Source organism: Lysobacter lycopersici (assembly GCF_007556775.1).
GTDB classification, from domain to species: Bacteria; Pseudomonadota; Gammaproteobacteria; order Xanthomonadales; family Xanthomonadaceae; genus Pseudoluteimonas; species Pseudoluteimonas lycopersici.
This window is the reverse complement of sequence record NZ_CP041742.1, coordinates 1,616,087-1,631,313: the sequence shown is the minus strand read 5'-3', so window position 1 is coordinate 1,631,313 and position 15,227 is coordinate 1,616,087. Positions and strand designations below refer to the sequence as shown.

Genomic DNA, 15,227 nt, shown 5'->3' with positions numbered 1-15,227 from the left:
GTATCCGGCTTTACCAACAACCAGGAACCAACAGCCAGCAACCGTTTCGATTCACGCCGCCGACTTGTCCGCGCGCTTCATCGGAACCACCTTGCCCGCCGCTTCCGCGCGACGAGACAGCACGCGATCGATGCGCGCGAGCACCTCGCGCAGCGCCGGCGCTTCCGGCAACAGGGTGACGCGGAAGAAATTGCGGTCCGGCACGTTGAAGCTGGAACCGGGCACGATCAGCACATCCTCGGTTTCCAGCAATTCCAGCGCGAAGGCGTGGTCGTCGAAGCCTTTCGCGGCGTCACCGACCACCGCCGGGAAGCCGTACAGCGCGCCGGCCGGGGCGACCAGTTCCAGGTGTTCGCTGGCGGCGCAGCTTTCGACCAGCGCCTTGCGGGTTTCGTACAGGCGACCGCCGGGCGCGGTCAGTGCGCGAATGGAATCGTCGGCGGTGAGCGCGGCTTCGATCGCGAATTGCCCCGGTACGTTCGCGCACAGGCGCAGCGCGCCGAGCAGGTCCATCGCGTGGTAAAGATCGCCGACGACGGCGTTGTCTCCGCTGAGCACCGCCCAGCCCACGCGCCAGCCGCAGGCGCGATGCACTTTCGACAGGCCGCCGAAGCTCAGGCACGGCACGTCGCCGGCCAGCGGCGCGACTGGTTGGAATGCGTTGTCGTCGTAAAGGATGCCGTCGTAGATCTCGTCGCACATCAACAGCAGGCCGTGCCTGGCGGCGATGGCGACGATGCGTTCCAGCAATTCGCGCGGATAGTTCGCGCCGGTCGGGTTGTTGGGGTTGATGAGCACGATGGCGCGGGTGCGCGAGGACACCAGCGCTTCGATTTCCTCCGGATCGGGCAGGAAGCCGTCCTCGGCGCGGCAGCGGTAATACACCGGGCGACCGTCGTTGAGGATGGTCGCCGCCGACCACAACGGATAATCGGGCGAGGGCAGCAGCACTTCGTCGCCGGGATCGAGCAGTGCGCGCAGCGACAGGTCGATCAGTTCGCTGACGCCGTTGCCGACGAACACGCGTTCCGCGCTCGCATTCGGCGTGCCGCGCCTGGCGTGGAACGCGGCGATGGCCTCGCGCGCTTCCGGCAGGCCCTGCTGGTGGGTGTAGGGATCGGTGCGCGCGATGCGGTCGGCGATGGCGTGCTGCAGGTTTTCCGGCGCACGGAAACCGAAGGCGCCCGGGTTGCCGATGTTCAGCTTCACCAGGGTGCGGCCCTGGGTTTCCAGTTCGCGCGCGCGGCGGGCGAGTTCGCCGCGGATTTCGTAACGGACTTCGGACAGGCGCTGGCGGGTCTTGACGGGGGACATCGGTCGCGGGAATCGGGGCGGAAATGTCGGGAAAGCCTAGCGGATCGCGGGTCCCGGCGCAGGCTAGAATCGCGCCATGACGCAAATCCGCCCCGCATGACGCCCCTGCGCGCGATCGGCTGGCCCTTTGCCGGGCCGCCGACGGACCCGGCCTGGGCCCAGGCCATCGCCGCGCATCCGTCCGCGCGCCCGGCCCGCGTCACCGAGCAGCACCGTTCCGGTTATGTCGTCGCGGAATCGCCGGACGAAAGTTATTCCCCCGAATCCCTGCCCGAATGGCAGCGCGCGAAATGCCCGCCCGAATCGCGGCCGGCGGTCGGCGACTGGGTGCTGGTGGAAGGCGAAGGCAAGGCCGCGCGCATCGTCGCGCTGTTGCCGCGTTTCTCCGCGATCAAGCGCGGCGCAGCCGGCGAGCACTACAAGCAGCAGCTGATCGCCGCGAACATCGATACCGCCTTCGTGGTCTGCGGCCTCGATGCCGACTTCAATCCGCGTCGGATCGAACGCTACCTGCTGCTGCTGTCCGGCAGCGGCGTGCAGCCGGTCGTCGTGTTGACGAAAGCAGACAAGGACGGCGCCGATGTCGATGCGGCGATGGAATCGCTATCCGCGACGCTCGCACAGGGAGTCGCCGTGGTCGCGGTGAACGCCAAGGATCGCGCCAGCGTCGATGCCTTGTCGCCGTGGCTGGGCGAAGGCCGCAGCGTGGTGCTGGTCGGCAGTTCCGGCGCCGGCAAGTCGACCCTCACCAACACCTTGCTCGGCACCGAGAAGATGAAGACCGGCGCGGTGCGCGAAGGCGACGACCGAGGACGCCACACCACCACCCATCGCGCGTTGCTGGCGATGCCTTCGGGCACCTGCCTGATCGACACGCCCGGCATGCGCGAGTTGAAACCGACGGGCGAGGAAGACGTCGCTGAAAGCTTCGCCGACATCGAAGCCATCGCCGCGCAATGCAGGTTCCGAGATTGCTCGCACCAGCGCGAACCCGGTTGCGCGGTGCGCGCGGCGGTGGAACGCGGCGATCTCGACGCCGGCCGCGTCGCCAACTTCCTCAAGCTGCGCGACGAAGTCGCCGCCGCCTCCGACCAGCTCGCGACGCGGCTCGCGCAGAAGGCGGATGCACGCGTACAGGGCAAGGCGTTGAACAAGCGCCTGGACGAGAAGTATGGGAAGCACTGACGACACCGCCCACCATGCCGCGCTCGACGCGCGCATGGTCAAGGTCGCGCGCGGCATCAAGCTGCTGAGCCTGGTGAGCTGGCCGGCGAGCCTGCAGGCCCCGTTCCTGGAAGCCTGGCGCCGCGGCCAGCCGCGATTGCCCCAGGTCGAATACGCGCCGCAGGATTTCTCCGCCGCGCGCCGCGAACTGGACGCGATCGCGAACGAGGCCGACGAAGCGCATCCGCTCGGCCGCTACATCGCCGCCTCGGCGCGCAACTGGGCCATCGCCGCGGAACTGCTGGATGCGCTCGGCACGCCGGCGGTGACGCAGCATTCGATCCGCCTGTTCGGGCGACCCGACGAACCGCTGCCCGGCAACGGCCCTAGCACACGCGATGCGGCGCGGCATTTCATCGGCATCGCCAGCGAACTCGACGGCGAATTGCTGGCGCCATCGGAAACCGTGCCGATCTCGGCGATCTCGCTGCAATTGCAATTGCAGACCGCGCTCGACGATTTCTTCAACGGCCGCATGATCACGGTCGAACTCGACCCGGACCTGATCGCCAAGGCCGCCGCCGGCGCGACCCGCATCCGCCTGCGCAGCGGCGCGGTGTTCAACGACTACGACCGCGACCAGCTGCTGCAGCACGAGGCCTTCGTGCATTCGCTGACCGCGCTCAACGGCCGCGAGCAGCCGGTGTTGCGCAGCATGGAACTTCCATCGCCGCGCACCACCGCGACGCAGGAAGGCCTCGCGACTTTCGCCGAGCAGATCACCGGCGCCACCGACATCCAGCGCATGAAGCGGGTCAGCCTGCGCATCGAAGCCGTCGCCATGGCGCTGGAAGGCGCGGACTTCATCCAGGTGTTCAAGTATTTCCTCGACGCCGGCCAGAACGAGGTCGAAAGCTTTTCCTCGGCGCAGCGCGTGTTCCGCGGCGTGCCGGTGAACGGCGGCGCGGCGTTCACCAAGGACACCGTCTACCTGCGCGGGCTGATCGGCGTGCACACCTTCTTCCGTTGGGCCTTGCGGCAGGATCGCCTGCGCCTGTGCCGGATGCTGTTCGCCGGCAAGATGACGGTGGAGGACGTGCAGGACCTGGAACCGCTGTTCGCCGACGGCACCCTCGCCGCTCCGCGCTGGCTGCCGCACTGGGTGGCGCGCGCGAACGGGCTCGCAGGCGTGCTCGCGTTCTCGCTGTTCGCCAACCGCATCCGCCTCGACCGGATCACCGACCAGCCCTTGCGCCTGGCCGACGTCTGAGCCCGGCTTCGCAAGGGCGCATCGCCGGCACGGCGTAGAATCGTGGTTCCGCCCCGCGCCGAACGCCCCGACCGACGCCATGTCCGACGAACTGAAACAGGCCGCCCTCGACTACCACCAGCACGCGCCGCCAGGGAAGATCAAGGTCGTCGCGACCAAGCCGATGGTGACCCAGCGTGACCTGGCGCTGGCCTATTCGCCGGGCGTGGCCTACGCCTGCGAGGCCATCGTCGAGGATGCCAACGCCGCCAGCCGGATGACCGCGCGCGGCAACCTCGTCGCGGTCGTCACCAACGGCACCGCGGTGCTCGGCCTCGGCGACATCGGCCCGCTCGCCGGCAAGCCCGTGATGGAAGGCAAGGGCGTGCTGTTCCAGAAGTTCGCCGGCATCGACGTGTTCGACATCGAACTCGCCGAACGCGACCCGGACAAGCTGGTCGACATCATCGCCGCGATGGAACCGACCTTCGGCGGCATCAACCTCGAGGACATCAAGGCGCCGGAGTGCTTCATCGTCGAGCGCAAGTTGCGCGAACGCATGAACATCCCGGTGTTCCACGACGACCAGCACGGCACCGCGATCATCGTCGGCGCCGCGGTGCTGAACGCGCTGGAGATCGTCGGCAAGAAGATCGGCGACGTGAAGCTCGCGACCGCCGGCGCCGGCGCCGCCGGCATCGCCTGCCTCGACATGCTGGTCGCGCTGGGCATGAAGCCGCAGAACATCCTCGCCTTCGACCGCGAGGGCGTGCTGTACGAAGGCCGCGGCAAGATGGACCCGGACAAGCAGCGCTACGCGCGCGCCACCGACAAGCGCACATTGGCCGAAATAGTGACTGGCGCCGACGTCTTCCTCGGCCTGTCCGCCGGCGGCGTGCTCAAGCCGGAAATGGTCGCGACGATGGCGGACAAGCCCATCATCCTCGCGCTGGCCAATCCCTCGCCGGAAATCCTTCCCGAGGACGCGAAGAAGGTGCGCCCGGACTGCATCATCGCCACCGGCCGCAGCGACTACCCGAACCAGGTCAACAACGCGCTCTGCTTCCCCTACATCTTCCGCGGCGCGCTCGACGTCGGCGCGACCGAGATCAACGAGGCGATGAAGCTCGCCTGCGTGCGCGCGATCGCGCAACTGGCGCGGATGGAATCCTCCGATCTCGGCAGTGCTTATGGTGGGGAAGTCCCGACCTTCGGCCCCGACTACCTGATCCCGCGCCCGTTCGACCCGCGCCTGCTCACGATGCTGGCGCCGGCGGTGGCGCAGGCGGCGATGGATTCGGGCATCGCCCTGCGCCCGCTCGCCGACCCGGCCGCGTACACGGAAAAGCTCGGCCAGTTCATCCACCGCACCGGGCTGATGATGAAGCCGGTGTACGAGCGCGCGCGCGCCGACCGCAAGCGCGTGGTCTACGCCGAGGGCGAGGAATACACCGTGCTGCGCGCGGTGCAGACCGTGATCGACGAACAGCTCGCGCATCCGATCCTGATCGGCCGGCCGGACGTGATCGAAAGCCGCATCGCCAAGCTCGGCCTGCGCATGCGCGCGGGCGTGGATTTCGAGCTGACCAACATCAACGACGACCCGCGCTTCGACGAGTACTGGAAGCAGTACCACGCCCTGACCGAGCGCCGCGGCGTGACCCCGGACGCGGCCAAGAACCTGATGCGTTCGCGGCCCACCCTGATCGCCGCGCTGATGGTCGAGCGCGGCGAGGCCGATGCGCTGATCTCCGGCCTGGTCGGGCGCTTCCACAAGAAGCTCGGCTACCTGCGCAGCGTGTTCGACTTCGACAAGGGCGTGACCGGCACCGCGGCCATGACCGGCGTGCTCAACGACAAGGGCGCGTGGTTCTTCCTCGACACCCACGTGCAGCTCGATCCCTCCGCCGAGCAGATCGCCGAGGCGACGCTGCAGGCCAGCTACCGGCTCAAGCTGTTCGGCATCGAACCGCGCGTGGCGATGTTGTCGCACTCCAACTTCGGCAGCCACGCCGACGCCTCCGCGGCGAAGATGCGCAAGGCGCGCGACCTCGTCGCCGCGCGCGCGCCCAGCCTCGACGTCGACGGCGAGATGATGGCCGACACCGCGTGGAACGAGGAACTGCGCGAACGGATCATGCCGAACTCCACGCTCAAGGGCCGCGCCAACCTGTACGTGATGCCCAACCTCGACGCCGCCAACATCGGCTACAACCTGGTGCGGGTGATGACCGAGGGCGTGGCGATCGGCCCGATCCTGATGGGCCTCGACCAGCCGGCGCACATCCTCACCCCGGCCTCCACCCCGCGGCGCGTGGTCAACATGACCGCGATCGTTGCGGTCGAGGCGCAGATCCGCGCGGCGCAGCGGCAGGGCTGACGCGCACTGCTGTTGTAGGAGCGCACCTGGGCGCGACCGATCTTGCGACGGATCCCTGTAGGAGCGGCTTCAGCCGCGACTGAAAGGCGGTCGCGCTCGAGCGCGCTTCTACAATGGCCAAGGAGCAGCGACAGTCGCGACCGGGAATTCGTCGCAGACCAGTCGCGGCTGAAGCCGCTCCTACAGGGCAATCAGAATTACCCGGGTGAATTCAGATTCACCATCGGGAAGCCTGCTGCACGCTGCTAGACTCGACCCGGAAACCGGCCCGGAGCGCGCGATGAACTGGCTCAACGAACTGCTGCAGAACGATCCCGACCCGACCGAAACCCGGGAGTGGATCGAATCGCTGAAGGCGGTCATCGACCACGACGGCGCCGGGCGCGCGCACCAGCTGCTGGAAGGCATGGTCGATGTCGCCCGCCGCTCCGGGGCGCACCTGCCGTTCGCGCCGACCACCGAATACATCAACACCATCCCGCCGCAGCTCGAGCCGCGGATGCCGGGCGACGCGCACATGGAGTGGCGCATCCGTTCGATCATCCGCTGGAACGCGATGGCGATGGTGGTGCGCGCCAACCGCAAGCCGGGCGACCTCGGCGGCCACATCGCCTCGTTCGCGTCCAGCGCCACGCTCTACGACGTGGGCTTCAACCACTTCTGGCGCGCGCCCTCGGCCGAACACCCGGGCGATTTGCTCTACATCCAGGGCCACAGCTCGCCGGGCATCTATTCGCGCGCCTTCCTCGAGGGCCGCATCAGCGAATCGCAGCTCGACAACTTCCGCATGGAAGTCGACGGCAAGGGCATTTCCAGCTATCCGCACCCGTGGCTGATGCCCGATTTCTGGCAGACGCCGACGGTGTCGATGGGCCTGGGCCCGCTGGCCGCGATCTACCAGGCGCGCAGCTGGAAGTACCTGGAAGCGCGCGGCCTGATGCCCAAGACCGACCGCAAGGTGTGGTGCTTCCTCGGCGACGGCGAAACCGACGAACCGGAAAGCCTGGGCGCGATCGGCGTCGCCGGGCGTGAAGGCCTCGACAACCTGGTGTTCGTCGTCAACTGCAACCTGCAGCGCCTCGACGGCCCGGTGCGCGGCAACGGCAAGATCATCCAGGAGTTGGAAGGCGCGTTCCGCGGCCACGGCTGGAACGTGATCAAGACCATCTGGGGCAGCTACTGGGATCCGCTGCTGGCCAAGGACACGCAGGGCATCCTGCGCCGGGTGATGATGGAAACGCTCGACGGCGAATACCAGAACTGCAAGGCCTTCGGCGGCGCGTACACGCGCGAGCATTTCTTCGGCAAGACGCCGGAAACGCTGGCGATGGTCGCCAGCCTCAGCGACGACGACATCTGGCGCCTCAACCGCGGCGGCCACGATCCGCACAAGGTCTATGCCGCCTACGACGCGGCGGTGAAGACCACCGGCATGCCGACCGTGATCCTCGCCAAGACGGTGAAGGGCTACGGCATGGGCAGCGCGGGCGAAGCGCTGAACCCCACCCACCAGACCAAGAAGCTCGACGACGATGCGGTGCTCGCCTTCCGCGACCGCTTCAAGCTCGACATCCCGGACGAAAAATTCGCCGACCACCAAGTGCCGTTCTACCACCCGGGCCCGGATTCGCCGGAAATGCAGTACATGCAGGAGCGCCGGCGCGAACTCGGTGGTTATTTGCCGCAGCGCCGGCGCAAGTCCACGCAGACGCTGGACGTGCCCAAGCTCGAAACCTTCGAGCGCCTGCTGAAATCCAGCGGCGAACGCGAAATCAGCACCACGATGGCGTTCGTGCAGATGTTCAACATCATCCTGCGCGACAAGCAGGTCGGCCCGCGCTGCGTGCCCATCGTCGCCGACGAGGCGCGCACCTTCGGCATGGAAGGCCTGTTCCGCCAGCTCGGCATCTATTCGCCGCAGGGGCAGAAGTACAAGCCGGTCGACGCCGACCAGCTGATGTTCTACCGCGAGGACGCGGCCGGGCAGGTGCTGGAGGAAGGCATCACCGAAGCCGGCGCGTTCTCCTCGTGGCTGGCGCTGGCGACCAGCTACAGCACCAACGACTTGCCGATGTTGCCGTTCTACATCTACTACTCGATGTTCGGCTTCCAGCGCGTCGGCGATTCGGCCTGGCAGGCCGGCGACATGCGCGCGCGCGGCTTCATGCTCGGCGGCACCGCCGGCCGCACCACGCTCAACGGCGAAGGCCTGCAGCACGAGGACGGGCAGAGCCACATCCAGAGTTCGCTCATCCCCAACGTGCGCAGTTACGACCCGACCTTCGCCTACGAAGTCGTGACCATCGTGCAACACGGCATGCAGCGCATGCTCGGCGAACAGCAGGACGAGTATTTCTACCTCACCCTGATGAACGAGAACTACGCGCACCCGGACATGCCCGAGGGCAGCGCGGACGGGATCATCAGGGGCATGTACCTGCTGCGCGACGCCGGCAAGGCCAAGAAGGGCGAACTACGCGTGCAACTGCTCGGCAGCGGCACGATTTTGCGCGAGGTGATCGCGGCGGCGGATTTGCTGGACAAGGAATTCGGCGTCAAGGCCGACATCTGGTCCTGCCCGAGCTTCACCGAACTCGCGCGCGACGGCGTCGATGCCGAACGCTGGAACCGATTGAACCCGGAAGCGAAATCGCCGCGCGTGCCGTGGGTGACGCAGCAGCTGCAGGGCCGCAGCGGTCCGGCCATCGCCGCGACCGATTACGTGCGCACCTTCGCCAACCAGGTGCGCGAGTTCGTGCCGATGCGCTACAGCGTGCTCGGCACCGACGGTTACGGCCGCAGCGATACCCGCGCGAACCTGCGCCGGCACTTCGAGGTGGATCGTTTCCACGTCGCCCACGCCGCCGTCGCCGCGCTGGCCGCGGACGGCAAGCTCACGCCCAAGGACGTGGCACGCGCGATCAAGGTGTTCGGGATCGATGCGGGGAAGCCGAATCCGCTGCATGCGTGATGCATTGCTCCCTCCCCTTCATTGAAGGGGAGGGTTGGGGTGGGGTTGAAGAGAGCGGCCAATGGCCGCTTTTTTGCTACCTCAAATTCATGGATGACTGCAATTGGCAGAGTTCCCACTTACGTGCTTCGTCGGCAAGGATGTACTCAAGGAATTCCGATGAATCTTCTGTTTTTTTATCGAGTAAGGTTTCAGCCCATTCGCGGCCAAAACGTTCGGTAACGTCATAAAGCCAAACGCCACTGAAATCGTTTTGAGTTTTTTGCCAGCGATCCGTCAAGAGCGGAGCGTGTTGGATGACCTCAGAAATGAACCCCATGTAGCCGCCAAACTCACACAAATCACAATCTTGGTGTTCGCGCAGGCATTCGGATGCACCTAATGCAAGGAATGCAACTTCTTCGGCAAGGCCTATATCGAATTTCGGAGCTACGGCAGCTTCTCGTTTCTCTAAATTTGCCAAAGCTTCAGCGGTTGTCATGCCGAAGGCATATTCATCGCCTTCGCCTCGTTGCGCGTAGTAACGGGCCGAGGCCGTCGGTTTCCAATCATCAGTCTGTCCGATCGTAATGTTTTTCATGCGTTTGCTCGCAGCATTTTTTCTCGGTGCAGCTGCACAAAGACCAAATCCGGTTGAAAGCGTTCTGGCATTTGGATTTCGCGATCCTGTGCTGGCCAGAACACTTCACGTAGGAAGCTATCTTTTGTTTTCTCAAGTTTCTTTGACAAAACAACCCGATGATCGTCCGTTAGAGAGAACAAATAGCTATCGAATGCTTTGTCGTGAATCGCGGACAGGCAAAGCCCATTGCTTGGGTTAAGCCTATTCGCCTTGTCCTCGCTCCAAGGCACGATGTGACTAGCGACAAGTAGGCGTGGTTCGCTCACGCCTGAAATGCAACATTTTCCGCCATAACTACTCAGAACCGATCGCCTGAAGAACGCTTGCTTCATGCGTTGCTTAACTAAAGCAATGCGGGTCTCGGCAGAGAAATCCGGCTCGATAAATTCATCTTCTCCTTCCAATGGCGATTGTTGTTTTTCCTCCTCGCGTAACAAGTGCGAACTCAAGGCTTCGCATTCTTCGACCAAACCTTCCCAGTTCGCATGGAATTCACTCCACACTTCCTTGTCCAAGGCCGAAGCATTGCTGAGGCCAGAACGCCCACTTTCTCGGATCGCAGGATCTAGGCTGGCGAAATTGACGCACTTCATCGCCAACGCGCTTGGCGATCGGCCAATCAGGTGTGCGAGTTCGATGACGTTCTTGTTGCGCGCATGCAACTGACCGAACGGCGTTTCGCAATAAAAACGAAATGCGAGCAATGACTGTTCACGCGTCCAATTACCGCTTCGCTTGAACGCTCGTTTTCCCGGTTGTGCTTTATCGGTAAGTGGGAATAGCCGTTGGCGCAGGGCATCGGCAAGAAATGGAGGCGGTTCCGTTTCGCCTGCCTCCCATCGCCGCAGGGTTCGAGTCGTAACCCCAAGAGCGCTAGCCAGTTCCCGCTGGCTGTATCGACCCCGAAGGGACGTCAGGAGCTTGCGAACATCTTCCATAGGCAAATCTCGGCGGGACGAAATGCGGACAGTATGTCCCTTTTCGTCTCGAATTCCGAGATCGCCGCCCTCTTGGCTCCGGCTCCAGTGGCAGGGTTTGACTTCGGCGCCCAAGCTTGTTATTAGCACTGCTATTAATTTGATATCAATTGATCTTGATTTAATACGTAGAGATGAAGCTACCCGTTCCCGCCCCCCAACTTGCTGATTTGCTGGGGAAAGAAGTCGACCCCAATCTGCTTCTCCGGCAGCGCATTGGCCCGGAAGTGGCCGGTGTTTACGAGCATTGGGACCATTTGCGGCATCTGCCGCCCTCTCCCGACCTGACCTCACTGCAGTGGTGGGCGGGAATCAAGCTGGCGCGAATGGGCCGTGCCCGCGCCGTGCCGCTGCTCGACAAGGAAGGGCACCCGTTCACCGTGTCGCTGACTGACACCATGCTGCGGAAACTGCACTTTCTGGATCGCGAAGCAGCGGGCCTGATCCTGGGCGCCGATCAGGACGATGACGCCTCGATTCGACGCAGGCATCTGGAACGCTCGTTGATCGAGGAGGCGATGACCTCATCGCAACTGGAAGGGGCGTCCACGACACGTCGTGTCGCGAAGGAAATGCTGGTTACCGGGCGCGCGCCGCGGGATCGCAGCGAGCAGATGATTTTCAATAACTACGCGACGATGCAGTCGCTGGCGGGCGCGCGTGACAAACCCCTGACGCGCGGCATGATCCTCGACATCCATCGTCGGTTGATGCGGGAAGCAATGGATGATCCCGGCGACATCGGTCGGTTCAGGACGGTCGAGGACGATGTGGCAGTGTTCGACAAGGCGGATCCGTCGCGGATACTGCACAGGCCACCACCTGCGGGCGAATTGCCGGAACGACTGCAAGCCTTGTGCGATTTCGCCAATGATGCGAACGAAGATGCCTTCCTGCATCCGATCGTGAAGGCGATCCTTTTGCATTTCATGATCGGCTACGACCATCCGTTCTGCGACGGCAACGGTCGTACCGCGCGCGCGCTGTTCTATTGGTCGATGCTGCGCTCCGGTTACTGGCTGAGCGAGTACGTGTCCATTTCCAGCGTGCTGAAGAAAGCGCCGGAGGCATATGCGCGCTCGTATCTGTACGCCGAAAGCGACGGTGCTGACGCCAGCTATTTCGTTTCCCACCAGTTGGATGTGCTGATAAAGGCGGTGAACGATTTCCGCGGGTATCTGGCGCGCAAGGGCCAGGAACGCAAACAGTCGGAGGCGTTGCTGCGTCCGGATTCCAGTTTCGGCGGGCAGCTCAACCATCGCCAGCGTGCGCTGTTGCTGCACGCGATCCGTCATCCGGATGGTGAATACATGATTCGCCGTCATCAGGCAGCGCAGAGGGTGACCTACGCCACCGCACGATCGGATTTGATGGGGCTGGCAGCGATGGGCCTTTTGACCCAGCACAAACGCGGGAAAGGCTTCGTTTTCGTGCCCGTTGCGGATCTTTCGAGCAGGTTGAACGGAAAGCGCTGAATGGCATTGCAGCCCCTCACCGGCTCCTGCCACTGCCAGCGCCTGCAACTGACACTGCACGGTTCGCTGCAACCGGCCGAATCCTCGCCCCGCGCCTGCGACTGCAGCTTCTGCCAGGCGCATGCCGCGGCGTGGGTCTCCGACCCGGACGGCGAGCTGGTCGTCACCGCATCCGACGCCGATGCGCTCGGGCGTTACCGGCAGGGATCGGAATCGGCGGAGTTCCTGCTATGCCGCCACTGCGGCATGCTGCTCGCGGTGGTGTTTGCCACCGATGAAGGGATGCGTGGCGCGGTCAACGTGCGTTGCCTCGCGAATGCCGGCGAGTTCGCGCCGGAACAAACCGTCTCGCCGCAACAACTGGCGCCGGAAGTGCGGCGTGAGCGCTGGCGCAGCCTGTGGACGCCGGTGCGGATCGAAGTGCGAAGTTAGGCGAAGCTTCCCCTCTCCCGGCCTTCGGCCACCCTCTCCCTCAAGGGGAGAGGGAAAAGCGAGGGGAGGGGAAAAAACGGGTGACAAATGTCCCTTGCCGTAGCGGGGAACCCCTCCGCTAGACTCCGCCAATGATCGAACTCGAACACCTCAGCAAGCGCTACGGCGACTTCACCGCGGTCGACGACCTGTCGTTCAAGGTCGGGCCGGGCGAAGTGATGGGCCTGGTCGGGCCGAACGGCGCCGGCAAGACCACGACCCTGCGCTGCCTGTCCGGGATCATTCCCGCGACCACGGGGCATGCGCGCATCGGCGGGGTGGACGTCGCCGCCGATCCGGTCGCGGCCAAGCGCCAGCTCGCCTTCATTCCCGACGAACCGCGGCTGTTCGACCACCTCACGGTCGAACAGCATTTGAACTTCGTCGCGCGGCTGTACGGCGTCGCCGATTGGCAGGCGCGTGCGCAGCCGCTGCTCGACGAACTGGAAATGGGCGACAAGCGCAAGTTGTTGCCGGCCGAACTCTCGCGCGGGATGAAGCAGAAGCTCGCCATCGCCTGCGGGCTGCTGCACGCGCCGCGCGCGGTGATCCTCGACGAACCGCTGACCGGGCTCGATCCCTACGGCATCCGCCGGATGAAGGACACCATGCGCCGGCTGGCCGGCGAGGGCGCGGCGATCATCCTCAGCTCGCACCTGCTCGACCTGGTGCAGGAGGTCTGCACGCACCTGCTGATCCTCAAGGACGGGCGCAAGCTCGCCGATGGCACGGTCGCGGATGTGCGCGCGCGCTATGCCGCCGATGGTGCGGCCAGCCTGGAGGACGTGTTCTTCCGCGCCACCGGCGAAACGGAGTCGGCGAAGGCGTGATGTCGACGGGGAGCCGCTTCGGAACGGTGATCGGCGCCTTCGCCTACCTGCAGGCGAACTTGCTCTACAACAACGTGCGCCAGCGGCTGTTGCGCCTGCGCCAACCGAAGTATTTGATCGGCGCGGTGGTCGGCGGCGCCTACCTGTATTTCTTCCTGTTCCATCGCGCCTTCCGCAACGGCCACGTCGCGACGCAAGGATTCGCGATGACGCCGGAAGTGGCGGGCACCATCGCCTCGCTGGTCGCGCTGGGCCTGCTGCTGTACGTCTGCGCCGACTGGATCTTCGGCAACGACCAGGCGCGTCTGGGCTTCACCGAGGCCGAGGTCGATTTCCTGTTCCCGGCGCCGCTGACGCGCACGTCGCTGATCCATTTCAGCCTGCTGCGCTCGCAGCTGGCGATCTTCTTCTCCGCGTTCCTGATCGGCCTGCTGCTGCGCCGCGGCGGCGGTTTCAGCGGGCACCCGCTGCAATACGTCACCGGTTTCTGGCTGCTGATGTCGACGCTGAAGCTGCACGGCATCGCCGCGCCGTTCACGCGCGAACGCCTGCTCGGCCTTGGCCTGCCGTCGTGGCTGCGCCGCGCGTTGGCGGCCTGCGTGGTGCTGGCGATCGCGGTCGCCTGCTGGTGGTCGATGCGCGATGCGGTGCATTGGCCCACGCCCGCGCAGGCGAAGGACATCGGCCAGTTGCGGCAATGGTTCGAGGGCATCGCCGGCAGCGCGCCGCTGTCGTGGCTGTTGGTGCCGTTCCGCTGGGTGGTGGCGCCGATGTTCGCCACCGATACCGCGGGTTTCCTGCATGCCTTGCCGGCCGCGTTGGCGATGTTGTTGCTGCATTACATCTGGGCGGTGCGCGCGCAGGTGTCGTTCGAAGAGGCTTCGATCGCGCACGCGCGCAAGCGCGCGGAGCGCACCGCGGCAATGCGCGAAGGCCGCTTCGGCCAGCGCATGCCGGTGAAGCCGCGCGGCGAACCGTTCCGCCTCGCCGGGCGCGGCGAATCGTGGATCGCGTTCCTGTGGAAGGGCTTGGTCGCGATGGGCCCGCTGTACCGCTTGCGCGTGTGGCTCGTCGCCTGTGCGGCCGCGGTCGCATTGTGCCTGTGGGTTGCGGCCGATCCGGCGCGCAGGGGCGTGCTGGCGCGCATCGACCTCGGCGTTCCCGTGGTGGGCGCGTGGCTGATCTTCCTCGGCCCGATGATGATGCAGCACGGCTTGCGCCGCACGTTCGAGCGCATGGACGTGTTGAAGGCGCTGCCGTTGCGCGGATGGCAGCTCGCGCTCGGCGAACTGGCGACGCCGGCGGCGGTGATGTGCTTCGCATTCTGGTGGCTGCTGCTGTTCGCCGCGATGGCGATCGGCGCCGGGCACGTGGCGTTGTCGACCGCGCAACTGGTCGCAGGCGCGCTCGCGCTGGCGCTGGTCGCGCCGCCGCTGTTCGGCTTGATGTTGTGCGTGCCGTTCGCGGGCATGCTGTATTTCCCCGCGTGGATCGTCGCGCCGGGCTCGGGCGGGCGCGGCGTCGAGGTGATGGGCCAGCGCATGGTGTTCATGCTCGGCTACCTGCTGGCCGTGCTGCTGGCCGCGCTGCCGGCCGCGGTGCTGGGCGGAATCGGTTTCCTGCTGGGCAACTGGATCGGTGGAACGCTCGTCGCGATGCCGGCGGCGGCGGTCGGCGCCTGCGCGGTGTTCGCATTCGAGCTGGCCTGCGCGGTGCGCCTGCTCGGTCGCCGGATCGAGCGTTTCGACCTCTCGCAGGAACTGCGCTGAGGGCA

At 65.4% G+C, this 15,227-nt stretch carries 11 protein-coding genes; 8 read left to right on the top strand and 3 right to left on the bottom strand.

The window, feature by feature from the left end; all coding sequences use genetic code 11:
• Positions 1–51 precede the first annotated feature (51 nt).
• Positions 52–1,314 carry an aminotransferase class I/II-fold pyridoxal phosphate-dependent enzyme gene (locus tag FNZ56_RS08145; RefSeq protein WP_143879361.1) on the bottom strand — a complete coding sequence of 421 codons (1,263 nt, stop codon included), beginning with the start codon at positions 1,312–1,314 and terminating at the stop codon, positions 52–54.
• A 96-nt stretch (positions 1,315–1,410) separates the two neighbouring features.
• On the opposite strand from FNZ56_RS08145, the gene rsgA reads away from it, so the two are divergent.
• From rsgA to aceE, 4 genes are all read left to right on the top strand, one after another.
• The gene (rsgA, locus tag FNZ56_RS08140) at positions 1,411–2,499 is read left to right on the top strand and encodes a ribosome small subunit-dependent GTPase A (RefSeq protein WP_143879360.1); all 1,089 of its coding nucleotides are present in this window, start codon (positions 1,411–1,413) and stop codon (positions 2,497–2,499) included.
• Positions 2,486–3,748, top strand: coding sequence for a flavohemoglobin expression-modulating QEGLA motif protein (locus FNZ56_RS08135; protein ID WP_143879359.1), 1,263 nt, complete (start codon positions 2,486–2,488; stop codon positions 3,746–3,748). The genes rsgA and FNZ56_RS08135 overlap by 14 nt, the downstream gene beginning before the upstream one ends.
• A 79-nt stretch (positions 3,749–3,827) precedes the next feature.
• The gene (locus FNZ56_RS08130) at positions 3,828–6,107 is read left to right on the top strand and encodes an NADP-dependent malic enzyme (RefSeq protein ID WP_143879358.1); all 2,280 of its coding nucleotides are present in this window, start codon (positions 3,828–3,830) and stop codon (positions 6,105–6,107) included.
• Positions 6,108–6,387: 280 nt separating this feature from the next.
• The gene (gene aceE, locus FNZ56_RS08125; protein WP_143879357.1) at positions 6,388–9,078 is read left to right on the top strand and encodes a pyruvate dehydrogenase (acetyl-transferring), homodimeric type; all 2,691 of its coding nucleotides are present in this window, start codon (positions 6,388–6,390) and stop codon (positions 9,076–9,078) included.
• 76 nt (positions 9,079–9,154) lie between these two features.
• On the opposite strand, the gene FNZ56_RS08120 is transcribed toward aceE, so the two are convergent.
• Entirely contained in the window at positions 9,155–9,658 is a 504-nt protein-coding gene (locus FNZ56_RS08120; protein WP_143879356.1) for a hypothetical protein, read from the bottom strand.
• Positions 9,655–10,638, bottom strand: a complete 984-nt coding sequence (locus FNZ56_RS08115) for an HNH endonuclease (protein ID WP_143879355.1) — start codon at positions 10,636–10,638, stop codon at positions 9,655–9,657. Before FNZ56_RS08115 ends, FNZ56_RS08120 begins: the two co-directional genes overlap by 4 nt.
• Positions 10,639–10,811: 173 nt before the next feature.
• On the opposite strand from FNZ56_RS08115, the gene FNZ56_RS08110 reads away from it, so the two are divergent.
• The 4 genes from FNZ56_RS08110 (at position 10,812) to FNZ56_RS08095 (ending at position 15,222) form a co-directional block, all read left to right on the top strand.
• Positions 10,812–12,152 (top strand): Fic family protein, encoded by a 1,341-nt coding sequence (locus FNZ56_RS08110; RefSeq protein ID WP_143879354.1) that lies wholly within the window; start codon positions 10,812–10,814, stop codon positions 12,150–12,152.
• On the top strand, positions 12,153–12,584 hold the full coding sequence (locus tag FNZ56_RS08105; protein ID WP_143879353.1) for a GFA family protein: 432 nt from the start codon (positions 12,153–12,155) through the stop codon (positions 12,582–12,584).
• Between the two features lie 131 nt (positions 12,585–12,715).
• A complete protein-coding gene (locus tag FNZ56_RS08100; protein WP_143879352.1) occupies positions 12,716–13,453 on the top strand; it encodes an ABC transporter ATP-binding protein in 738 nt (245 codons plus the stop codon).
• The gene (locus FNZ56_RS08095) at positions 13,453–15,222 is read left to right on the top strand and encodes a putative ABC exporter domain-containing protein (RefSeq protein WP_143879351.1); all 1,770 of its coding nucleotides are present in this window, start codon (positions 13,453–13,455) and stop codon (positions 15,220–15,222) included. The genes FNZ56_RS08100 and FNZ56_RS08095 overlap by 1 nt, the downstream gene beginning before the upstream one ends.
• Positions 15,223–15,227 lie beyond the last annotated feature (5 nt).

Bases quoted from the DNA above. Each gene is read 5' to 3' on its own strand.
- FNZ56_RS08145 (WP_143879361.1), bottom strand. From the start codon at position 1,314: ATGTCCCCCGTCAAGACCCGCCAGCGCCTGTCCGAAGTCCGTTACGAA.
- rsgA (WP_143879360.1), top strand. From the start codon at position 1,411: ATGACGCCCCTGCGCGCGATCGGCTGGCCCTTTGCCGGGCCGCCGACG.
- FNZ56_RS08135 (WP_143879359.1), top strand. From the start codon at position 2,486: ATGGGAAGCACTGACGACACCGCCCACCATGCCGCGCTCGACGCGCGC.
- FNZ56_RS08130 (WP_143879358.1), top strand. From the start codon at position 3,828: ATGTCCGACGAACTGAAACAGGCCGCCCTCGACTACCACCAGCACGCG.
- aceE (WP_143879357.1), top strand. From the start codon at position 6,388: ATGAACTGGCTCAACGAACTGCTGCAGAACGATCCCGACCCGACCGAA.
- FNZ56_RS08120 (WP_143879356.1), bottom strand. From the start codon at position 9,658: ATGAAAAACATTACGATCGGACAGACTGATGATTGGAAACCGACGGCC.
- FNZ56_RS08115 (WP_143879355.1), bottom strand. From the start codon at position 10,638: ATGGAAGATGTTCGCAAGCTCCTGACGTCCCTTCGGGGTCGATACAGC.
- FNZ56_RS08110 (WP_143879354.1), top strand. From the start codon at position 10,812: ATGAAGCTACCCGTTCCCGCCCCCCAACTTGCTGATTTGCTGGGGAAA.
- FNZ56_RS08105 (WP_143879353.1), top strand. From the start codon at position 12,153: ATGGCATTGCAGCCCCTCACCGGCTCCTGCCACTGCCAGCGCCTGCAA.
- FNZ56_RS08100 (WP_143879352.1), top strand. From the start codon at position 12,716: ATGATCGAACTCGAACACCTCAGCAAGCGCTACGGCGACTTCACCGCG.
- FNZ56_RS08095 (WP_143879351.1), top strand. From the start codon at position 13,453: ATGTCGACGGGGAGCCGCTTCGGAACGGTGATCGGCGCCTTCGCCTAC.